The sequence below is a fragment of the Natronosalvus caseinilyticus genome, assembly GCF_017357105.1.
GTDB classification, from domain to species: Archaea; Halobacteriota; Halobacteria; order Halobacteriales; family Natrialbaceae; genus Natronosalvus; species Natronosalvus caseinilyticus.
In genome coordinates this window covers 1-21,925 of the sequence record NZ_CP100395.1, presented here as the reverse complement: position 1 = coordinate 21,925, position 21,925 = coordinate 1, and the positions used below count along the sequence as shown (strand labels likewise).

Sequence of the window (21,925 nt, the reverse complement as noted above, 5' to 3'; positions counted from 1 at the left end):
GTCAAACAGTTCTTTGACCATACGAAGGGTCTATAACTTAACATCTATACTTATTGTTATGGATCGACGTGAATATCTCGGGCGGTCCACAGTTGTACTGTCCACTCTAGTAGGTGGGTGTTTGAGTAGTGAAACTGAGCCGAGTGCTCCAGAGGGTATGACTGTTGAAACAGAACATTGGCCAAAGGATATTCTTGAGAAGGGGCTATGGTATCAGCATAGGGAACGTGAGGAACCTCCCTCCAATTACTATACGATCATCACTGAGAAGAAAGCGGTCGGCAAGAAAATAGTCGAAGATGATGATGCTGTAGAGGAATTCACTCACAAAACTGATTTTGACCAATCGTATCTTCTGGTTGTCCAGAACATGATGCAGAGTGCACGGTGGTTAGAACTCCAGCGGATTAACCAGAGAGGAGAGAGCGTTGAGGTTGATGTCGTAACCGAATCGCCAGATGAAGACTATGTCGATGATGCAACCGTTCACTCACTCTTGATTCGAGTAACTGACCCAAAAGGTGTTCCTACTGAACTGAACGTAACAATTGATTCAGACCCGATCGATGCATGAATACACTGTAATGATTGTCTGATCAGCCAAATTCATCACCTATTCAAGCAAATTAATATAATGATGTTAATGGCCAGTACGGATGTCTATGAGTCGCTCTATGCTGTCTACTAATGAAAAGGAGAAGTTGGTTCAAGCTAAATGGTTGTCAGTGACTCTACAACGGCTGTTCGGATATCGGTACGGCAAGAGTTCTGTTTTCAACTCCGTTAACGCATCCCCCAGCTACGCTATACCAGACCGCCAATAACTAGTTATATATCCACCACTTTACTAGCACTATGAAACGCCGTGCTCTCCTCTCGATAGCTTCCGTCGTGTGCTCCGGTGGCTGTCTAGCCCTTAATATTGATCCACAGACCAGTTCTCAACGAATCAAAAATCACACGTTTACTATCTATGAACCAGAAAGTGAAGGCTTCGAGCGGATGCCCGGTCCAACTGAGCATCCAGTTGTTTCGTTCGACTTGGATTCATTGAAGATCACTGTCCGGGGGGCTCTCTACGTCGGGTCAAGTGAGTGCAATCAAGTCAGTTTGAAAGATATCTCCTACGACGTAGACGCAGAGCGCCTTACTGTGAGCGTTGGGAGTAGTGACACTGCTCGCTCTCAGAATAATTGTTCACTCGACGAGAGTGTCGATGCTTATCGTTTGGTGGTCACAATGAGAGAGCGATTACCAAAATCGGTGACTGTCAATCAATCTGGTGACCCGTCTGCGAAGTCGGTAACAGTAAGTGGGCCGAACGAACCATGATTAAAATCGGCGCCGAAACCTACGGACAACGTCCTATACGCCATATCTGCTAGTCAGTTACTCAATTTCTGCTGCACATCGACCAAATCAGCGTTTCAGTTAGCCCAAATTATATGTGACTGGTCAACTGATAATCAATATGAATCGACGTTCGTTTCTTTACGGAGTTGGATCGGCCTCTGTCGTGAGCGTTTCTGGGTGTCTTGGCCAGATACCCGCTGCTTCCGGGAGTGGAACTTCTCAACGGGAAGTGAGTATTCACGACCAGGATTCGACTCCGGCTGACTCTCACGTTTCGATCGATGTTGAACTTCTCGAGGAGAGAACTACAGATTCACAACCAGTACAGCTGCAAATTCACATTACGAACGAAGGGTCAGAGCGAGCCTTCTCCGTTGGAGACGGTAGTTGTAGTCTCTTTAATCGATCGAAAGGCGGAAGCGATACCCCCGAAGGGCTCTGGCTCTATTCACCTGGACACGCCGATCGAATTGAGCGGGACGAAGGGAAATGGACGGAAGATCGAAGCGCCGATGAGTACCGTGGGTTTTCCAACCAGGGATGCCCACCACGGCCATTTGAGCCCGATGAATCACTCACAACTCAGTACGAACTGTGGGATGATTACCGTGTCGGGGGCTACTTTGAGACTGGCACCTATCGATGGGAACAACAAGTTTCCGTCTGGAATGATCCCGACACAAAGAGTAGTTCAACTGCCGCCGATTTGTTGTTTGACTGGGGGTTCGAGATAGCCGTTGCAGAACCCTGACTCCTCCACCGGATTCCTTCGGACTTTTTGCTACCATTCTAACCCTAGCGTCAAAGAGTTCGAGCGTGACTCATGCGTGCTCACCACAGATGCTTATTAAGTGGGTTCGAGCTTTGCTAGAAGAAAGCGACAATTGAGAACAGAACGAATTCAAATGGAGCCCGGTTGCTGGTCAGTCGCCTTATTGCTCTGTGGTTAGTGTCCTCGTATTTCCATCCTCATTTTGAATGCGAAGCTCCGCTCGCTGTAGAGTCTCATCTACACTAACTGTGATGATGAACGAATAATAGGTTTCCTGCTGCCCACCCCCTCCAAGTCTGTAGTTGCAACCATACGCCCGAAATTCCTCGTCGTTGGGCCTGGCAACGCCGAGAAACTCGACGTGGTCAGTGGTGATTCGTTCGCTCGTCTCCCAGATGAGAACCACATGTTCGTCGAAACGAATGTCCTCGAAAATGGTGTCAACGTCTCCGTCTTCCCGCTGTTCGGGATCAATCCTCGATTCTAGCTGGTCACGTGCAGTAACGAGGGTCAACGGTGCATATTGCTCTCGGAGGAAATGAAATCTGGTTCTGGTAACGTTGTGACTCACCTGATCGGTTTCGTCGGGTGCGTGCGAGCAGGCTCGACGGCGAATATCCCCATCGGTCTCCGCGTTAGTTTCCTCGTCAGATTGGACGAGACACCCGACGAGAGCACTCGAGACAGACAGTCCAACGCCAGCGAGAACGGAACGTCTGTTCATTACACTGAGATCATCTGCACTGGTGTATATACGTTCTCCCGAGTAAACGCATGATCTGTATGTGGTCTATCGCCACCCCTATCTAACAGCTGGTTCATTGAGAGGGAAGGCGAAAACAATCCTGTGAGGACGGTGCTATAACGCGCTCACCAACAACCAACAGTCACGGTGAGGAGACCAGTCTGTGAAATCCGTCAGCCGCTTGTACGTACACGGTTTCGTCGCCCGGGGTCAGTCCGGTAACGAACTGCGAGACCGTGTCTGATCCCCGCACCTCGTCGGTCGTGTACGTCCAGAGACGGTCTCCGCTCTCGGCGTCGTAGGCGTACACTCGCCCATCTTTCGTCGCGTAGAGGACGTCTCCGGCGCGAGCGACTGGGACGCCGCTGCCGAACCTCGTCGCCACCGTGCCGTCGGCGTGATCAAGCGCCACGAGTTCCTCGTCCGTGGTGGCGTAAACGAGTTTTCCGGCCACGACTGGTGCGCTTCCGGAACGCGCCATTCCGTCTGCGGCAGCCGTCCGCCAGCGAACCGTTCCGTCTGCCGTCTCGACTGCGATAAGTTCCTCCTCGTGGTCGTGATCCGCCGTCACTACGTACACGAGGTCCGCCGTGGCGGCTGGCGACGACCAGTCCGAAATAGGCTCAGGGACGACGAACCGTTCGTCCCCTGATTCGGCGTCGATGGCATGCAACCCGTCCTGGCCGCTGACGTACACTGTCCCGTCGACGACTGCCGGTGTCGATCGACCGTCCGCATCGTACTGCCAGCGTTCGTCCCCCGAAGCGACGTCGAACGCACGAACGCGAGTTCCATCGTAATCGTTGGCCCCGCCACCGTGGACTACGAACACCGTTTCTCCGTCGACGGTCGGAGACCCACCGAAGATTCCCTCCACCTTCTCGCTTTCCCACACGACCTCTTCAGCGTCAGCCGTAAGGCAGTATAGATATCTGATATCCGTGACGAACACGTAGTCGTCGGTGACGGTCGGCTGTCCCTGTACAGCTAGTTCCAGGGAGACTGACGACTGGACCGTCCCTGTTTCGGGGTCGCGGCGGCTACCGTTGAGATACATCTCTCCGTCAGCAAGACCCGGCGTTCCGCGTATATCGTGCGTCCAATCGTGCTCTACGTCCCGAATCCCGTTGCTGTCGGGGTTGTAGCCACTATTCCGCGAGTCGAACCGATACGTCGGCCACTCGCCCGCCATCTCGGTCGAATTACCCTCAGTCGCTTCAAGTTGGCCGAGACAGCCAGCGAGAGCCGACGTTCCGAGTGCGCTTGCAACGAGGACCGCTCGCCTACTGACTGTCGGTCGAACATCTGGAGAGGGCGACATGTATATCTGATTAATCTTTTGACCAATAAATATTCGGTAGGCTTCCAGTATCGGATCGTAACTGGACTCCCTGTGTTGAGCAATCGCTACTTTGGAGATCGGGGAGAATCTCACTCAACATACGCGCTGTGAGCTTATCACGAAACCCTCTCGGTATGGGCAAACCCGTCTAGTTCTATATAATCAGTTCCCGTGTTCACCTGAACGTTCGTCACCACAAAGGGTACTCCCCGACCACAGACTAACCTCTCCAGTGCGGTCACCGGAGACAGTTCCAATTTGGATATTCAATGCAAAACAGGAACCATCATACTCACTGAAGTCGGACCGTTTCCAGTCCGATTGGGGTTGGTCGTCTCGCCATGCATAGAGCACATAGGCCCCCGATTCAGCCGAATAGCCTTCAAAACCCCCTCCTCCGATATGATTTGAATCGGGATCGGCGGCTTCTACGTCCATTGCGCCCCAAAACACTGGCTCATCGTCGTCAACTATTAAAGCGTAAACCGTGTGTGCTTCGAAGTCGTGATTCGAAACGGTGAGCCTCGTTAAGCGGGGTTCCTTTGGCGATCCAACCCCAAGCGATGTACAACCACTAGCCCCGAGAACGAAGGGAACACCACCCCACTGGAGAATTTTCCGGCGCGTCAGCGAAGCCATATAACCACCTGTATGAAAGTTAATAAAAATCTTCTGCTCGACTGTACGAGCCTTCTCCTTCGGCACGTGTATGAAAATATTTTCGAAGGGAACTGATCAAACCCAAAACGAACTGAGCGCTATAATTGGTAACTCCGCCTGGGCGCAGCAAAACGAAGTCGTTCATTTCACTCACGAGTGTGGAATCAACCGATACACACAACTGCTTATTGAACGATCACTTCAACATTTGCCCCACGGTGGGCTATCGTCTCTGAAAACGATATCAGTCAGGTCTGCTCGGCAGTGAATCTGAATGTCGATACAGTCTCCATTTGCACTTTCCACATCTTCTGGAAGAGACAAATTGTAGATTCGTCCTTCCGCCTCCGTCGAATACATAATAGTATACTCACCGGGGTCAGCATCCCATGACTGCTCGATGAGGTTTTCCCCATCATCATCGATCTCGATAGCCTCTTCAAAGACTGTACTTCCCTCTCGATCAAGACGGAGCGTAATAGTGACCGGATCATCTCGCCAGTTACCGATCATAATGTTCCCGATTTGGATTCCGGATTCGGAGCTGGAGGCTGTACAGCCCGCGAAAGCTGAAAGAGCCACAGTTCCGATGATATGCCGGCGAGACAAATGAGGTGTATCCATATACCATCCAATCGTAATCGCATTGATAAATGTTTTATGGACAAGCACTATGTCCAGTTCCTTTACTGATCATTTGACCGTTCGAGATCGACAGGGTCTCGACCGAACGAATCCGATGATACAAATATCTCCGCTTACCTGCGGACTGTGCAATTGAGTTAGGTCAAAGGCTAGTTTGACCGTAGAGAACACATTTAACGATAGCCTGCATCGATATTGACATGAAGCGTCGGAAATTCCTTGCTACAACGGGAACCACCTTCTCTATCTCTCTCGTTGGGTGTCTCAGTGCTCCAACTAGTGAAGGCAACCTTCGTTCTCCTGAAAACTTCACTGGAACCGAAGTAGCGACAGCTACGTTTGATGAGTCCGAGACACCAATTTGCGCTTCGGGGGGAACTATTGATTCGACTATCGAAGGGGATAGCGAGTTGGGAACGATTACGAACCACGAGTTTTTCCAGGATGACACGGGTCGATACGGTGTTCGTGGCCGGTATGAAGGGGGCTATCTCCAGTGGATAGATGCGACGTTCTTTTCTGGAACAGGCGTACTCACTGAGACGCGGCACAACATCTATGGATTCTCTGGCGAGCCCTACGAGTTCATGATCGTGACCTCCGAGGGGGACTCATCTGAGATAGACAACTACCAATTGACCTTACCGGATGGTGCTAATAGCGGCCCTGGCCCCTCGACCAAAGAAGGGCTTGAACTCCTCGAGAAGGGATGGGGAGTTCTCGGCACAAGCGGTAATAACGAGGTCTATGGCTTCGCTGCGACGATTCAAAACACGGAGGCTGAAAGTGTTAGACAGATCTACATGCGGGTCAAATCACACATTGACGATAACACACTGGTACACACCGACCAAGGTTTTGTGAGAGAACTGGAGCCAATGGAGACGTATACTTTCTACTCCCCGTATCTTCGATGCGACCCCGGTGATGTATCCGAAGTGGATTTTCAATATTTTCGACTACAAGACGCGTAGGTCCCGGCGAGTGATGTGTGCGTATTCTGCGCTGATTATTTGACCATTCGAGATCAACAGGGTCTCAGGTGAACGAATCCGATGAAACCAATCTCTCAGTTTACCCGTCTATTGAGTACACGAGCAGAGATAGTGAGCGAAACTATTTACCTCTGTATTGATAAATAAATAACTAATGGCCGAACTGCCCGCAACACCCTCTACTCATACTGAAAGCGTTTCTCGGCGAAAAATACTTGCTTTGACGGGAGTCATAGCCTCGACCTCAGTTTCGGGATGTAACGATCTCGTCTTAACTAATGATACGGGAGGAGAAGGCGACTCAATTGAAATTATGGTTGAGAATCAAACGGGAGAACTCGCAATGATAGGTGTTCGGGTAGAAGATGATGAGGGAGAACTGTTGTTTAGTCGGGTATACGAACTTGACCCCGATCATCTTGATTCAACTGCTGCTATCGAAACGACTCCGTCAACGGTGGCGGTTTTCACTCCAGAAGGTAACTCCGCTACGTGGGAGTATGCACCTGATTTGGACATTGACTGTGATGGCGAAGATATCGGAATTACATTACAATCAGATCACTCGATCGATTCGTGGTACGCCTGCTAAGGACACCCTCTGTACTGATAGTTGATCGTTCGAGATCGACAGTACCTCCGACGAACAAAATTGATGAAACCAATCTCTCTGCTTACCTTTGAACTGACCGATGAAGTGGTTAGTTGACCAGTGAGTCCACAGGAGCCGTTACCGTTCAGTTTGTGCCAGATTCATGGCGATTGAACACAGTAGTCAAATAGATGTTTTAGCTAAGCTAAGATATATGTGAGTGGTTAGCAAACCATCAGTATGAACCGACGCTCGTTGTTACGAGGGATCGGGCTTGCTTCTGTTGGGAGTATTTCTGGCTGCCTTTCACGAGCCAAAGACAATTCGAGCGGGCATACCCTGGAAACCGAACCTGAAGCACTAAGCGAAGAAGGTGAGTGCGAATATCCGGATGCATCTATGGAATTGCATGAGCCTGTTACTGAGACTCGCCCTAACTCAGTAGTGGTTGACTATTCTGCCCTTCATGAGTTGTCGAAAACACTTTTCGATTTTTATGATGCAAGAGGGAGTGCAGTCGCTTGTGAAGACACGAAGCATTTCCGTAAAATGTTCCGCGATCTAAGAGATATTGGTGGATATCCATACTCCGATGGATCGGACTCTCGCTACTCAAGACTATATATTAGCTCAAACATCGGCTACGTTGAACTAGATGAATTGATTCTGTATGATCAGGTTCTGAGTTGACTCTCTTTATTGGCGTAACCGACTCAAAGGGTGAGTTCAGCTCAACGGTTTCGTTTTCCACATGGGAAGCCAGTGAACCAGCTATTGAGTAGATTTGAATTGGGTAGATCACAAAGGTGAAAGACATGATTGAGCTTCTAGAAGACTTATATTGTTCTGAAATTTGAATTATGTATGAAACGACGAGCGTTGCTTGCCGGGGCGGGTATCTCGTTCTCGGCTTTCGCAGGGTGTCTAAGCGAGGGTAGTGCCACAGACGACGATGGACGTTCTGATCAACCATGTGGCGCTATCGAGGATGATGTTGAGGTCGAAAACGAGCCGGGAGAGAGTTTCCCCACCGTGACACTCGAAGCCGAAGAGTCGGGTGTAGATCACGTGAAGGTCTCTGTCGATCTCCTTCGACACTTCGGCGACGAAGCGCCCGCGAGATTTCGGATCACCGTGATGAACGACAGTGATGAAGAGCAGACACTGACCTTCCTCATGCTGCAACCGTTTCCGCCAGTAGCCGGTCACCACACCGAAATCGACTCGATGCTGTTTATTGATCCAGATGAGTATTCCGGGATGGACGTTCCAGACGACCCACAAAATGGCTGCTGGGAAGTGGAGGGGGGATATGATATTTCAGACGTAGAAGACGTTGTAACGGTAGAACCGTGCGAAGAAATCTCTAGAGAGTACGATGTGTATTCCTCGCTTGGCAATTCTGAGTGTCTTGAGGAAGGAGAATATCGGTTTGAGACTCAGGATATGGGCGAGCAAGGCAACGACTGGGGTTTTTCTCTGTTTCTCTCCTATCGCTGACCCTCTTTTCACCTTTGTGTATGTGGCGTAGCAGGTAGCTGGCCCTCTTTCCTGCTCTGAGGAGCACCTACCCTCGATGACCGGTTTCCATCCCGCAGCGTGTCATAGAAACGCTCACAACCCTCGTTGCCGTTCTCGATGATCGATTAGTTCAGGGGAAGCAGTGATCGTGCCTAAATATTCAGAAAGCCACTGAAACCAGTATTTGAGTCTGGAGAAAGCACTTATATCGTTCCCACTTATAATCTGATATGAACCGACGTAGACTTCTCGCGGTGTCCGGTGGTGGTTTCGTTGCCCCATTTGCTGGGTGTCTCAGTGACTCTAACGAAACTCCCAACACAGATGAAGAAGATTCTCATAACCAGACTGGCCCTGAGGAAACAGATAACCAGACTAATACTGAGGAGAACGCGTCAGAGAGCGATTCACAAGACGAGAATGATGATTGCGCCGGCTCGCTCGAGCCTAAATCAGGGTACGGAAAGGCCGATCCAATCGAGGAAACTATTAAAGTAGATGAAATTAAGGATGCAGAGCAGGAATGCGAGCAAATCGCTCTTGTTACTATATTCACGCAAGTGGAAGAAGAGACGGATTTAGATGATGTCAATGACGAAAAGAACTGGCTTTCATCCAGTGTGTCTGAAGGACGTATAACATTGATAATCCGATCCGAAACAAACCAAAGTGGGACTCTCGTCAGGTGTCCCCCTACTGAGTATCAATACGAAGACGTAGCGGCCTCCCTTCCGAGCAAAATCACAATTATACTCCAATCAGATGATGATTCGTTCGATTGGTCTCGGAAGGTTATTATAGAACAGCGTCACACCAGTCTCGATTAAAAATTTCAACAAACTCTCCGTGTTCCGCTTGTAGAACCATCCCCACGTGACCCTTCGTCGCTCACTAAGCATATTCACTGAGCGACTGATTCATCCTGACTTGAGGGTGAAAGCAATATCCTGGGAGTGTTTCTATGATAGACTCTCCCGTGCACCAGTCGCGACCTCCATCCAGTATATCCCTCGGAACCGATCCTCGCTTAAGTGTTCTACCACTACCAACGCTGTCTTTCTCAAATTATCAATCTAAAAGCTGAAACTGCTATTTGTCTCTCGAAAATGTATTTATTTGTGAACAGTGTACTGACTCGCACGCGATGTCCCCCTCACAACCTCCCTCCACACGACGCGGGTTCCTCAAAACAACTGCCGGAGTCTCGGCGATTGCGATTGCTGGATGTCTCGGTAGCGCTCCGTCGAAAGACCCCCAGTCTCGTGCCGGCACACCACAGTCCGATGGGAACAGTCCTGAAGCCGCCAACTCCCTCGATGATACGTGGCCTCAGTTCGGTGCCAATCCCCGGAACACCGGATACGTCTCGACAGTTGCCGGGCCAGGCACAGACGAGCCGGAACTCGCGTGGCGATACACTGCCGGGACGCCCACGATGAATACCTCTCCAATCGTCGGGGATGGTACGGTCTACGTACCCGGCAGCGGCAACCCAGGGTTGATTCACGCGATCGACATCGAAACCGGTGACAACGTCTGGCAGTTCGAGCCGGCTGGATACGCGTCATCCGCCCTTGCGCTTGGGGACGGCATGCTCTTTGTCGGCACGTGGGGCAAACAGTTCTACGCACTCGACGCCGAATCCGGTGATGAACTCTGGAGCCAGGAGATAGGACATCGGTTCGGCTCTTCGTCCCCAGTTATCGTTGACGACACAATCTATGTCGGGACAATCGGTGACGGCCCGTTGGTCGTGAGGGGTCCCGAAGACGAAGAGACGTTCGAAGCCTGTGCGTTTCTCGCGTTGGATGCAGAGACGGGCGAACGAAAGTGGCAGTACCGCGAATTCAGCGAGAAAGAGAACATTAGTTCTTCGCCCGCCGTTGCCGATGGGCGGGTCTACTTTGGCGGGGAGAGCGGGGTGTACGCGTTGGATAGTGAAACGGGAGAGGAAGTCTGGACGCGAGACATTCCGACCCACCCCGACTCCTCGCCAGCCGTCGTCGACGACGTCGTCTACTATGGCGCACCCACCACCAGTGATTCGGGTCCGCCCGCAGAGGTCTGGGCGCTTGATGGATCGACTGGAGAGACACGGTGGTCCGTTGGGATCGACGACGTAAGTCTTCGAACGTCGCCAGCCGTTGCTGATGGGGTGGTCTACGTGGCAGCATCGTCGGTGCGGACCTGTCTTACTGTTGGAGGTGGTGAGTCTGAGTGTTCTGGCGTGACCCGCGGACAGTTATACGCGCTCGACGCAGCAAGCGGTGAGCGACAGTGGACGGCTGAGCTCGAGACCGACACCCGTTCGTCCCCAGCGGTTGCGGACGGAGTCATCTATGTGGGATGCCGGGATGGCCTCTCGGCTGTTACCACTGCTGGCGAGAATGCGTGGCGGGTGACGTTTGAAAGCGATCGTGGAGATGGCCCCTACGTGAAATCATCACCAGCGGTCGCTAATGGGTACGTCTTCATCGGTGCCTCCGATGGGCGGCTTCGAGCGTTCAGCGCGGCAGAGTCAACATAGCGCGGTTCTCATCGATATTAACAGAACTGAGGATCTATCAGGCTTGCTCCTTGCCTGAGAGCGAACGGCTAGTGACAGACTTGCGTTCTGTATTTAGCATGCTGCATCTACCAACCACTGTTGAGGTTTCGCACAAAACTATGGTTTGCACCGAAAATATCTATCAGAGGGAAATCCGGATTCTCTCTCGGACAGGATGACTTTCGATTGGGGGCGCTACTGCCGATCAACAACGGAAACCTGCTCTTAAGATTAGAATTAATATTAAAACCAACCTCACCGCTGTTCCCACCCTGGTCTCGGTGATCCTGGAAGATCATCTGTAGCGTCGAGTAACTCTTCCTCAGTCGTCCAGGGACAACATCGCCCGTGGAGTTCGAAGAGACGGAAGTCGTTCAGATGCACCCAGCTGTACGATGGAACCTCGATATCGTGTTCCTCAAGCTTGGTCCTCACCGCATCGACCGAGATGTCGATTCCAGCTTGGTTTGCTCGTTCGACGAGCGCCTCGAGTTCTGCAGTCTCTGTCTCGCCATCGATGTCGGTGGCAGCTCTGATCTGCGCAGCAGCAGCGACTACATCACGTTCGTCAGTAAGGTGATCTTCCGTTTCCCACTGGTATGCGCGTGGGAAGGCGTACGCCTTTTCGAAGTACTCGGTTTCGCCCAGTTTGCCGAGTTCGTTGATCTCACCGCCCGCATCTTGCTCGAACACAGCAGCCACGTAATCACAGAGTGTCGCCGTGATATGGAACTTCACGCGGAACTCCGGAAGTCGAGGGAGGTCGATGTCTGAGAGGTCTCCAATGAGGAAGGCATATGTTCCGTATCGGCGGTTTAGCCGGTCGTTGACTGCCCGTACGCGTCGGAGATACGGATCACGGTAGCTCCCGAGGACGAGATACGCGGTTTGATCACGGTCGTAGATTGCCGGCGTCTCTTTGTTTGCCCACGAAAGGATTTGCACAGCCTCCGCCGATCCGACATCGAGCCCTCGTAAGGCCTGCTGCACAGCCCTCATAATCTCGCCCGAGTTCGGGGGAACTGACGGAGCACTCATAAGCGGGAACAGTACTGGCTGGGTAAAAGGCGTTTCTAACTGACTCAGTGTTTTGGCGATTTAATTGACTTGTTCAACCCAAACCGTTATGCAGTCGAGTCCACTACTCTACAGTATGAGCGATACGGCCCCCGAAGGGTTCGAGGATTCCTTCGCAGAGCAGCAGCGAATGCGTGAGCTGCTCTCCCAGGAGACGCGCCACCTCATCTTGCAGTTGATCCTCGGTCACCCAGCACACCTCGCGTCGTTGGCCGAACTCGACTACATGATTCCGAAGAACGAGGCGGCCATCCTCGACCAACTCGAGACGCTCCAAGAGGCAGGAATCCTTGACGTCTTCGTGCACGAACCCAACGTGTCGACGCGAGATCTCCCGTCAAAGTTCTGGGGACCGACCGAGCGCGGGGTTGAGATCCTCTACGAACATAATTTCCTGCGGGGCGTCCCTATTGCACGCGCTGTCTACGAGGAAACGAAAAAATCCGAGCGGGTGCAGCGCCACGAGGACGCACCGCGACCCACGCTTCCCAAAGCCGTGAGAGAGGCACTCGAATTCGACGAACCGGATATGGAAGAGGCTGAGGTCCCCTAGCGGTCTGTTAGGTGGGTCTCGAAGAGAGTGATTTTTCGCTGCCTTCAGGTTGGCTGGCACTTCGAGCGCCACATCCGTCACTGCGACTGTTGGAAGCGATGGTGAATGGCTGCGAGCGCCTTTTCACCTAAGTTGGTATTCATGGTGTCTTCCCGGATGACTGTTCTCTCTGAGCTACCATGGTCGCTCTAAGCTACCGTTATCTCGACGCCTTGCTGTGAGACTATGAATGGGCTGTGTTGTCCTTAATTCTAATATTAACATTAAACATTTCTGAGGGGCTCATAGAAACAAGTATGGTGCTGGGGTTGGCTCTGTTGATACCATAAATGACTAACACAAATTTTCCACGAAATACAAGGCTGTCGCAAGAAGAGAAAGGAGAGCGATTAGCGTAGTCCGATTCATCACGAGGGAAGAATTAACCGGGTTCTATGTAACTACTGGACAGGCAGCTGGTCAGAATCCCGAACTGTGAATCTTGACTCGGAGGCCAACTGCCGCAAGTGCGAGACCTCCGTAAATCAGTATGTCAAGTGGACTCAATAACCCTGCTTCGAGGAAGATTGGGATAGCGAGATAGATTCCGATACAGACGCCTGCGAGGTAGCCGAACGACCAGTATCGGGACGCATCTACAGTCATTACCGCACTCACAATTGAAACAGGAATCACCCACCAGAAGATACCTGATGGGAGCATACCTTGCTCAACCAGCAAAGGAACGAGTTCACTAATCAGGAGGGCAACAACGACGGTCTCGACAATCATCCCGAAACCTCGTTTGACACCGTGGTCCATACCTGGCATCTTGCCAGAGTATCATTGGTGTGAGAAATAGATATTTCGCTGTATTTAGCGATATAGTCACCAGGCACATCGTCCCGCCTTCGTACCCGATAGCGCTCTACGTTCAGCACGACTCCGGCAACCTTTCAGACCTCAAGTGTTCAACAAAGCTTGGGAGTTCTCACGCTTCCATCCGTAACCAATGATAGCTGAGTCACTACAGCTGACCGGTTGTTTCTAGAATTAATCTTAATATTAGGATTAATACATGGTCAGGAGACTCCCCTTCTGCTTTAACCAACAGTCTCGATACAATTGGAATAGTGTTGGTTAATTCAGTCCTTGAGGAGATCGTCGACTTGCTTCGCGGTTTCAGCTGCTTGGATGTCGGAGTACGACTCGTGGGTCGTCTCGATGCTCGCGTGTCGGAGTGCTGATTGGGCGAGTTCGGCGTGGCCGCTCGCGTAGAGCTCGTGACCAAGCCCTCGACGGGCACCGTGTGGCTTCAGGTAGTCACCGTCGACATCGAGGTCAGCACTATCACACAGCCGCTTCATCAAGTTGCGAGCACTGTTCGTCGATAGCGCTGGTGGAATGACCTCATATTCTCGGAGCACTGTATCGATATCGTTGCGTTCGAGGATGGTCTCGATCTCGCCGTCCGAAATTCCCTCGTGGGCCAGCTGCTCGCGAACGGCGCGATATTTCGACGGGGCGTGTCCACTGGGAAAGACCGGCCATTCATCGGTTGGGGGATCTAGGACAGTCCTGTACCGCTCTAATGTCGTTGCGGCCCGCTCGGGAAGCTGGGCATACTCGTATTCTCGTGACTTCCCGAGGACGCGGACAGCGCCGGCGTTGAGTTGGACGTCTCCCCAGGTGATGCCGTTCCGCTTGTCGTCTGAGGGTTCAGCGAACACCTCCGCGCCGCGAACACCAGAGAGTCCCAGGAGATAGACGACTGCTCGGTCGCGAAAGGCCCGCTCACGACTCACGTCCGCTTCTTCGTCAAGAGCGTGGTCGACACGATCGTCGACGTAGCGCATGATCGCCTGCCGCTCCTTTTCCCGCCAGAACTGCCGGTCGGCGTCACCGAGGTCCTCGGGGAGCTCGTCGGTGGCGCGCTTGGCCTTCGCCGGATTCGTATCGAGGAGTTCGTCGGCGACACAGAACGTGAGGAATGCGCGGACGTACGCGTAGTAGGTAGTTGCGGTACTCGCTTTTAGATCGCCGTCGCGGGCCCGTTTCTTGAGGTGCCGTGCGTATCGGCGGCAATCGAGGACGTTCAGATCCTCGAGGTTCGTCACACCGCGCTCCTCGCGCAGCCAGGTGCGCCACGTCGCGAGGGTCGACGCGAAGTTCTTCCGGGAGTTGCCAGCCTCGACGCTGTCGAGGTACTGCTGGATCGCCGTCTCGACCGGTGTTTCCCCGGGTGTAGCGTCGCCCTCGTCGGGTTCCATGGTTCGTGCTCGACCGACGGCGGCGACCCTAGTAAAGTTACTGTGTCAAACTCGTCTAAGAAATAGTATATTATTTGTTATGATCGGGTAGCCGGTGGAGTAGTGGGGTATTACTTGAGTTCAAATGTACACCCGAAAGTCCATGAGATCCAGGTCGCAACGAACGGACGCAATGGCAGAAAACAGTTCTCTCACCGCAACTCTAGCCGATAACCCACGACTAATGGGCGTATTGTTTACGATATGCCTCCTCCTGTCCCAGGCAGGCACCGTAGCCGCCGGCAACGGGTCCACTATCGGCTAAGGAAGGTCGGCAGAAGTGACATCAGTTGACCAGTGAAACTCGTCGTCCACAATCGCTGGAACTCTCTCAAGAGAGAGGAGATTGACGATTTCTGGCAGCGATAGCCTGATTGGCGGAAGTTCACCACCGACGAGAAAATGTTGGTCAACGCTGGGAACATAGGGCGTGTAACAGGCACCCATTGCCGGCCCAAGCGTTGGATACGTCGCTATCCGAAGCTCATATCCCTCGTCGTCCGGTGGCCGGACGACCCGCAAGAGATTCGGTGTCCCGTTCTCGGATTGCGCGACCTGGACGCCACCATCACCGATAACGGTATAGCGCCCTTCGACGGTATAGCGATGCCCCACAACTGTAAGAGCCGATCTAAGTGAATAGCCGGCATTGAGTAGCCCCGCAACGAGCTGGCCGATGGCAGTCGCGTTTGTGTTATCGACTGCGCCGTGGGTTACGATCCCACCGATGCTTCCCCCTTCGATGAGAGCCAATCCCTGATTGTAGGACCGGCACCCATTCAAGAAGAACGTATCGACACCCACGGTAGCAAGATCGGATGCGTTGAGCACCCCATCGCGACAGACGAATCCGCCATGCTCCACGTGGCCGATATAATGGAGGAAATCGAGATCTGTTGCGAGTAGGGCCCGTAGATCATCGCGGGCGAGACTCCTGTGGACGGTCACTGTAAATGGAAGTTCCTCGCGGTCACCGTAGAGATCGCCATCGCCCACCTCGGCACCCATTTGATCATCATTACAAACAACGCCGATATTGATGGGGTCACCGGTTGCTTGAGAGTCAAATCGGTTCCGGACACCGCCTAAGTGCAGATCGTTCGCATTCACAGAACGCCCCTCGCCGAACCAAGCGCGTTCGAGTGTATCGGTGGCTGAAACCCGAACATATGATAATTCCGGCGACGAATTGGCTGTGTCAGTCGGCGATATTGTAGACCTGACGAATTCCTCATATCCTGGTGGAGAGATTGGGTGGGGGTCGATCGGTTCCCGTTGCTCAACGCTGATGGTCGACAATGCGTTCGCCGCATACGGGAGAAATTCCGTCGAAGCCGGTGCTGGCGACAGATGCGTCGACAAGTACCACGTCGGAACCAGATCCAGTACCGATTCAGAGGGGATGTCCAGATAACGAGTGACGCGCTCAGAGATCGGCGCGTCATAGAGGTCTCGAAGCGGGATATCCACTCGTTCTGTGAGTTCCCGACGTTCGTGGAGGTCTAACGGATACCGCCCTACTGTCCGGACGACACAATCGAGCAAGAACATCTGCTGTAATGTTTCAGTGACGGCTCCCTGGAGACCGTCTGGCCCCTCCAGAGATCGGACGGTAGTGTCATCGGCAAGCAGGCGGGCAGTCTCACCTGGTACGACGCGAGCGCCGAGATAGTGAGCCAATGTCGCGACGGAGTACACGGCTGAGCGGGTAGGGGGTACCTCGATTTGCAAGCCTGTTTCGGGTGGAGCGACTGCCTCTGGAATTGACAGTGATTCACCAAGCTCGATCGCGGGGGGATGTCCCCGAAGGGACGGAAACGATCGCTCCGGACTGGTCGTCTTGAGCGCCGATCCAAACGTCGAAATAGCCGCCATCAGATCTTCGGGAGCAGCTGTTGTTGTGACCGTCGCCGCTGGCTGATCGTGGTACGATCGGGCTGCCAGGTCAACCGAAGTCACTTCACCGAACGAGAGATACATTGTATCGCTCGACGAGCGTATGGTCACTTGCCCCGACACCCGCAGATAGAGCTTGATTGGGGCTGCGATCTCGATTTCATATTCGGCATCAGGCAGTTCTTCCCAAGCGAAGTCGTGACACTCGGCCACCATCTCCCCGCTCGCATCACGAACTAGGACTGCTACTACATACGGCAGCTCGAGTTCCTCGACCTGACATGAAACAGCATCGTCAATTGGAGCCCGAAACCGGTTCTCCGAGCCCATTTCTAGCGTGACCGCCGGCTGAATCGACAGCGAAAACCGTCGGCCTTCAATGTGGTCGATGACGCTGATCCCAGACTTCTCGTCGCACTCGCGAATCTCGACTGTCATCCAAGAGAGAACCAGGGCGTCTCATACCCGGTCGCTGTGAGCCGCCACTGCTGCTCAATGCCGACGTCACCCATACGAAGTTCGACGACCGCATCGAATATCGGTGCGAGCGCTTCAACTTCGTCGCTGTCTGCCTCGATCGGGAGCAGGAAGTGGCCTACTCCGTTGTGATCATGAACCATATGACTGATCTCTTTGAGAACCCCGCTGGTTTGCTTGAGGTCACTTGAACCGAGCATGGCGCGGACGGAATCAACGCTAACTCTCAGTTCTCCTGGCACGCTTGGGTTAATCGCCGAAATGGTTTCGTGAACAATATCAGGAAAGGCTTTTATTCCGCCCGAAACTGGGACAATCGTCAGCCCGTGACCGCCATCGGTATTGGGCCCGTCAGAGGCTGCTGCTGTTCCTGCCCTCGCAGTTGATTGATCAACTAAGGCCGTGGCATTTGACGCAGCCAGACCCGTCATCGACAGGCGACGGCGGGCGGTCTCGAGATCTTGTCCATGGTGGATGAACACGGGAGCGCGAGCAGCATCAGGGTCGCCGAGCAACGTCGCAGCGGCTCGGTCCAACTCCTGTTCAGGAACGGTACCAACAACGAGGAGTGTCGCCCCTGCCCGCTTGAGGGCTGCGAGTGATGGCTCGACAACGATCTTCCCATCAGGACCGATCACGGCCTCGTGTCCATCGACCGAGAGGAAAAGACGACTGTCGTGACGCTCTGTTTCATCGAAAAGTGGTTGAAGAAGGCGATCGAGGGCGTCCGGATCAAGCCACTTCCGAAGCAGCTCACTGATCTCAGCTGGGGACTTAGCCGATTTGGTCGCGATTGCCTGACTAACCGACCAGAGGAGGGAACTCCTCCCCTGCCAGTCATGCTTGAGCGTTACCGCAGCTTCTCTGTGGTCCGACGATTGATCGGTCGGGTATTCTTCTATGTGTCCATCATCACGAACTAACACGGAGGCACCGTCCCACGACACCTCGATTGCTATTCGAACACCCGACTGCGAATCGGTTGGAAAGTTTGCGAGAATACGATCAACACTATCCGGGTCGATCCGATCGTTCAATGTAGATATGGTGAATGGATCAGCTCCCATTGCCGCCGCAGCTGGCGGGACGAGCACAGTGGCTGCACGTTCTACGTCAGGGTCAAAGGGCTGCGACGGGAGTGACCGCCCAGCGGTCAAAAACGGCCAACGCATCCCCCGCTTTTCGGTATCCATGCAAAGTAATCGCGATCAAGAGTTGAGTATCATTCGGTCAGTTCACACGAAGCTCATTGGCTGCCCGATGTCCTCTGATTTATAGTCGGTGACGGCGTTTTACCCCCAATGGATAACGATAGAGGAGGTTCACCATCCGCGAGTGATGAAACCCGCCGTCAGCTCGACAAACTCCTCGCCGTTCTCTCCAACCAACGTAGGCGAGATCTCCTTTATCATCTTCTCGCGGTCGAAGTTACCGATGTAGAGACTCTTGCGATAGAAATGTCAGCAGAAATTGAGAGCGTCCCGACCACCGAAGTCTCCAACGAGATTCGAGAACAGATGCAAATAAACTTGGTTCATACTGATCTTCCGAAACTAGTTGAGATCGGCGCCATCGAGTTTGATCGGCGGACTGGTGATATTCGCAGCCGAAACTTTTCGCCACTACTCGACCAGATCGTGGAAACTTGTCAGAATATCGAAATAGATGGCTAATTGGCCGAGCCGAGACAATAACATCCCACTACTATTACCAATATGCCAGATGGCTGGCTTGCAATTCAAACCGGAGAGGTCACTGAGGACCTCGATATTCATCGAAATTCGGCTCGGTATCTATTGAATAAACTTGAGGAGGACGGTCGCATTCGGAAAGAGGAGTTTCAAGTCGCATCTGAATGCCTTCCCGAGAGATCAAGCCTCGCTCGAGACAATTTCGAATCCAACTAATCCGAATCAATCTGCCTTTCGGCGGTTTTGATCGGCTGTTTCTTATTGGTCCCATTAACAGATCCAAGCAGTTCTCATCGGGCGATGTTTTACCCATGAGTTCGCCGCAAGCTGATGAATCGCCAAACAGCGCCAACCACCGGCTACGACTGACGGCACGGGACGACACCCGAAGGTGCATAACCGCCCGAAACGACCCTACCGCCATAGATCTGATCACACCCTTCACACCGCCATAATTCGGGCCAGTATGGTTTCCCACCGTTGCCTGCTACTTCCACTTTCGCACCGAGGTGGACTGTTTCTATCCAGTACAGTGAACGAGCGCGTATGCTCTCGTGCGAGTGGCGTGACTGCGACCGGATCTCGGGCTACCGGTTCAACGTCAAAAACCGACGTCGGGTCACCCAGGGCATCGAGTACTACTGCGAGCGCCACGCCCTCGAGCGGATCGAGGAGGCCAGTCGAGACCCGTGGCTCGAGATTATGTCGTCGACGAAGCGGTAGGATAGCTTATTCTCTGACGTTAGTATGTGTAGATCGAAGCATGAGCGACAACTCGAGCAACTCAAGGAGAAGCTTCAGGAAGAGAGAGAGAATTGGCATCTAAAACGAGTAGCGAGTTCGAGACAGATTCGAAAAGATGGCACTATTTCGAAGGGAAAGCAGACGGCTTTATTGACGCGGAGAAGTTTGTCGATGAACTACTCGAGCAGTAGCTAATTCGTGACTCCACGATCGTTCGTCTGCCCGTCAACGGACTGCTCGCACTCGACTGGCGGCGCTGCCGAGCTGGCCGAGCACGTCAACACCGAACATCCTGGTGAGTTCCGACGGAAAGACTGGCCTGCGACCGAAGCGGGAAGTAAAGCGCGGACTCGAGAGCAGGACGAAGAGGAGGGGTAGTTCGGCAGGAATTATCGGACTAGTTTCATTAGATATCCGAATATACTATTATCAATGTCATTCTATGAATGTGGGACAGCCGCTGGAACGGACATCTGGGCACTAATCGGTTGCTATACTCCTTACATCCCTATGGCGCTAATCATAGTATTTTTAGCGGTTCTTGTGTTCGTAATAGCACGAATGCGTTAACTTGGGATATTACTGGCCAGTTCGAAAAGATCGACGCAAAACAACGAACTCGAAATCAGTAGTCCAAACCGTCCAGTAGGTCACGTACCTCTTGTACGTCCAAACCGTCCAAACCGTCCAAACCGTGCTCGATGACCAGCGGGTAGAAGTGACGGTTCTTCTCGAGTTCTTTACCGAACTCGCGCTCGTACTCCGCGCTTAGAATCTTGTACTGGAGGCCCATCTCCTTTTTCTGCGCTTCCGGGAGGTACAGATACGTCCCAACCTGTTCGTCTTTGATAGACGGTTTGTCCGTCTCGCCCGTCTCTTCCATCTCGCCTGGTTTGTCTGTCTGTGACGGTTTGGACGGTTTTGATTGTTTTGACGGCCGTGGCGTTTCGGACGGTTCGTCCGTCTTGTCCGCTTTGGACTGGACGGCCTCTTTGGATTTGTTTCGGCGCTCTCGAAGCCGGTTGGCTCGATCGCTCATGCTCGCACCTCTGTTTCTTCAAAACCGAATTGGCTATCCAAACCGTCCGCGATATCCAAAAAGACGTCGCACATATCGCTCTCTGGATTGTACTCGAGAAGGGACACGCCCTCCTCGAGCGCGTACTGGACGTCCGCTCGCTCACGGACGCGCCACACAGGAACATCGTCGAACGCAGCATCGATCCACTCGACCATCTCTAGTGCCTGGTTCTTTCGCACGTCGATACGGTTCGCGACGACGCCGACCTCGCTGATCTCGATCTCGTAGTCTAACTCAAGCATCTCGACGTGATCGAAGAGGAGCTCGAACGCGCGCTTACTCGTCGATTCGGCGAGTGCCGGAATCAGAATATTCTGGGTAGCGTATAGCGCATTATCGGTGAGATTCCCAAGGTTTGGAGGCGAGTCCACAATGATGTAATCGTAGTCGTCCTCGACGTATTCGAGCAGGATATCGAGTTGTTCGCCACCGCGCCTCGAGAGCGTCAGTTCGGGTTCGGCAGCCGTCATGTCGATATTCGACGGCAGGACGTCCATCTCGGGATGCTCTTGAATGATCTGGGTGACGTATTCTCGCTTCTCCGCGTCGGTGAGACAGTCGAACAGGCTCGGCGGTTCCTTATCGTACGCCTCTGGCATTCCGAGATCCTCGGTCGCGTTACCCTGTGGATCGATGTCGACGAACAGTACGTTTCTCCCGCGTGCGTTGAGTGCCCCGGCGACGTTGATCGCGACGGTCGTCTTTCCGACGCCACCCTTTTGGTTTGTCACTGCTATCTTTGCCGTCTGTGTCATACAAACTGGTTTGTACGGGCAAGATATAAAAGCTTGTCAGACAGTTCCAGTAGATTATATCCCATCGAGCGGCCAACGGCAGCGAGACATCCACAGGACGACCTCCTCGTGATCGAAGCGCACGCCGAGTATTCCCGCTCGCGTTCTGAGTCAATATTCAGCCAGAATTGCACGACGAGTGCCTCTCGTT

The 21,925-nt window shown here is 53.0% G+C and carries 23 protein-coding genes; 12 read left to right on the top strand and 11 right to left on the bottom strand.

Features of this window, described 5'->3' with window-relative positions:
- Positions 1-58 precede the first annotated feature (58 nt).
- Positions 59-574 carry a hypothetical protein gene (locus J1N60_RS19565; protein ID WP_312912766.1) on the top strand — a complete coding sequence of 172 codons (516 nt, stop codon included), beginning with the start codon at positions 59-61 and terminating at the stop codon, positions 572-574.
- A 1,711-nt stretch (positions 575-2,285) separates the two neighbouring features.
- Here the strand turns inward: J1N60_RS19565 and J1N60_RS19560 are convergent.
- The 4 genes from J1N60_RS19560 to J1N60_RS19545 form a co-directional block, all read right to left on the bottom strand.
- Positions 2,286-2,849, bottom strand: a complete 564-nt coding sequence (locus J1N60_RS19560; protein ID WP_312912765.1) for a hypothetical protein — start codon at positions 2,847-2,849, stop codon at positions 2,286-2,288.
- 163 nt (positions 2,850-3,012) lie between these two features.
- Complete coding sequence (locus tag J1N60_RS19555; RefSeq protein WP_312912764.1) at positions 3,013-4,191, bottom strand: PQQ-binding-like beta-propeller repeat protein; 1,179 nt, start codon at positions 4,189-4,191, stop codon at positions 3,013-3,015.
- A gap of 183 nt (positions 4,192-4,374) precedes the next feature.
- Complete coding sequence (locus J1N60_RS19550) at positions 4,375-4,851, bottom strand: hypothetical protein (RefSeq protein WP_312912763.1); 477 nt, start codon at positions 4,849-4,851, stop codon at positions 4,375-4,377.
- Positions 4,852-5,073: 222 nt separating this feature from the next.
- The gene (locus J1N60_RS19545; RefSeq protein WP_312912762.1) at positions 5,074-5,496 is read right to left on the bottom strand and encodes a hypothetical protein; all 423 of its coding nucleotides are present in this window, start codon (positions 5,494-5,496) and stop codon (positions 5,074-5,076) included.
- Between the two features lie 221 nt (positions 5,497-5,717).
- Here J1N60_RS19545 and J1N60_RS19540 point away from each other — a divergent pair, with 221 nt between their 5' ends.
- From J1N60_RS19540 to J1N60_RS19515, 6 genes are all read left to right on the top strand, one after another.
- Positions 5,718-6,491 (top strand): hypothetical protein, encoded by a 774-nt coding sequence (locus tag J1N60_RS19540; RefSeq protein ID WP_312912761.1) that lies wholly within the window; start codon positions 5,718-5,720, stop codon positions 6,489-6,491.
- A gap of 175 nt (positions 6,492-6,666) precedes the next feature.
- On the top strand, positions 6,667-7,104 hold the full coding sequence (locus J1N60_RS19535) for a hypothetical protein (protein WP_312912760.1): 438 nt from the start codon (positions 6,667-6,669) through the stop codon (positions 7,102-7,104).
- A 240-nt stretch (positions 7,105-7,344) separates the two neighbouring features.
- A complete protein-coding gene (locus J1N60_RS19530; protein WP_312912759.1) occupies positions 7,345-7,794 on the top strand; it encodes a hypothetical protein in 450 nt (149 codons plus the stop codon).
- A 174-nt stretch (positions 7,795-7,968) separates the two neighbouring features.
- Positions 7,969-8,604, top strand: a complete 636-nt coding sequence (locus J1N60_RS19525; RefSeq protein WP_312912758.1) for a hypothetical protein — start codon at positions 7,969-7,971, stop codon at positions 8,602-8,604.
- Between the two features lie 251 nt (positions 8,605-8,855).
- Positions 8,856-9,452, top strand: coding sequence for a hypothetical protein (locus J1N60_RS19520; RefSeq protein WP_312912757.1), 597 nt, complete (start codon positions 8,856-8,858; stop codon positions 9,450-9,452).
- A gap of 608 nt (positions 9,453-10,060) precedes the next feature.
- Positions 10,061-11,152, top strand: a complete 1,092-nt coding sequence (locus tag J1N60_RS19515; RefSeq protein WP_484551603.1) for an outer membrane protein assembly factor BamB family protein — start codon at positions 10,061-10,063, stop codon at positions 11,150-11,152.
- Between the two features lie 276 nt (positions 11,153-11,428).
- Here J1N60_RS19515 and J1N60_RS19510 read toward each other — a convergent pair whose 3' ends face one another.
- A complete protein-coding gene (locus J1N60_RS19510; RefSeq protein WP_312912755.1) occupies positions 11,429-12,211 on the bottom strand; it encodes a DUF8170 family protein in 783 nt (260 codons plus the stop codon).
- A gap of 115 nt (positions 12,212-12,326) precedes the next feature.
- On the opposite strand from J1N60_RS19510, the gene J1N60_RS19505 reads away from it, so the two are divergent.
- The gene (locus J1N60_RS19505; protein WP_312912754.1) at positions 12,327-12,803 is read left to right on the top strand and encodes an ArsR family transcriptional regulator; all 477 of its coding nucleotides are present in this window, start codon (positions 12,327-12,329) and stop codon (positions 12,801-12,803) included.
- A 459-nt stretch (positions 12,804-13,262) separates the two neighbouring features.
- Here the strand turns inward: J1N60_RS19505 and J1N60_RS19500 are convergent, their stop codons facing one another.
- Positions 13,263-13,574, bottom strand: coding sequence for a hypothetical protein (locus J1N60_RS19500; protein WP_254538597.1), 312 nt, complete (start codon positions 13,572-13,574; stop codon positions 13,263-13,265).
- Between the two features lie 353 nt (positions 13,575-13,927).
- A complete protein-coding gene (locus J1N60_RS19495) occupies positions 13,928-15,052 on the bottom strand; it encodes a tyrosine-type recombinase/integrase (RefSeq protein WP_312912753.1) in 1,125 nt (374 codons plus the stop codon).
- A 172-nt stretch (positions 15,053-15,224) separates the two neighbouring features.
- Here J1N60_RS19495 and J1N60_RS20715 point away from each other — a divergent pair, with 172 nt between their 5' ends.
- Positions 15,225-15,356 carry a DUF7503 family protein gene (locus J1N60_RS20715; protein ID WP_425499366.1) on the top strand — a complete coding sequence of 44 codons (132 nt, stop codon included), beginning with the start codon at positions 15,225-15,227 and terminating at the stop codon, positions 15,354-15,356.
- Here the strand turns inward: J1N60_RS20715 and J1N60_RS19490 are convergent.
- Positions 15,353-17,425: a hypothetical protein gene (locus J1N60_RS19490; RefSeq protein WP_312912752.1), complete on the bottom strand. Its 2,073-nt coding sequence runs from the start codon at positions 17,423-17,425 to the stop codon at positions 15,353-15,355. The two genes, J1N60_RS20715 and J1N60_RS19490, sit on opposite strands and share 4 nt — an antisense overlap.
- Positions 17,422-18,636: a DUF7504 family protein gene (locus J1N60_RS19485; RefSeq protein WP_425499369.1), complete on the bottom strand. Its 1,215-nt coding sequence runs from the start codon at positions 18,634-18,636 to the stop codon at positions 17,422-17,424. Before J1N60_RS19485 ends, J1N60_RS19490 begins: the two co-directional genes overlap by 4 nt.
- A 129-nt stretch (positions 18,637-18,765) precedes the next feature.
- Between J1N60_RS19485 and J1N60_RS19480 the strand changes: the two genes are divergently transcribed.
- From J1N60_RS19480 to J1N60_RS19470, 3 genes are all read left to right on the top strand, one after another.
- Complete coding sequence (locus J1N60_RS19480; protein WP_312912750.1) at positions 18,766-19,137, top strand: DUF7344 domain-containing protein; 372 nt, start codon at positions 18,766-18,768, stop codon at positions 19,135-19,137.
- A 564-nt stretch (positions 19,138-19,701) separates the two neighbouring features.
- A complete protein-coding gene (locus tag J1N60_RS19475; protein WP_312912749.1) occupies positions 19,702-19,878 on the top strand; it encodes a hypothetical protein in 177 nt (58 codons plus the stop codon).
- 219 nt (positions 19,879-20,097) lie between these two features.
- Positions 20,098-20,277: a hypothetical protein gene (locus J1N60_RS19470; RefSeq protein WP_312912748.1), complete on the top strand. Its 180-nt coding sequence runs from the start codon at positions 20,098-20,100 to the stop codon at positions 20,275-20,277.
- A gap of 247 nt (positions 20,278-20,524) precedes the next feature.
- Here J1N60_RS19470 and J1N60_RS19465 read toward each other — a convergent pair whose 3' ends face one another.
- On the bottom strand, positions 20,525-20,938 hold the full coding sequence (locus tag J1N60_RS19465; protein ID WP_312912747.1) for a DUF8160 family protein: 414 nt from the start codon (positions 20,936-20,938) through the stop codon (positions 20,525-20,527).
- A complete protein-coding gene (locus J1N60_RS19460) occupies positions 20,935-21,735 on the bottom strand; it encodes a ParA family protein (RefSeq protein ID WP_312912746.1) in 801 nt (266 codons plus the stop codon). Before J1N60_RS19460 ends, J1N60_RS19465 begins: the two co-directional genes overlap by 4 nt.
- Between the last annotated feature and the right edge of the window lie 190 nt (positions 21,736-21,925).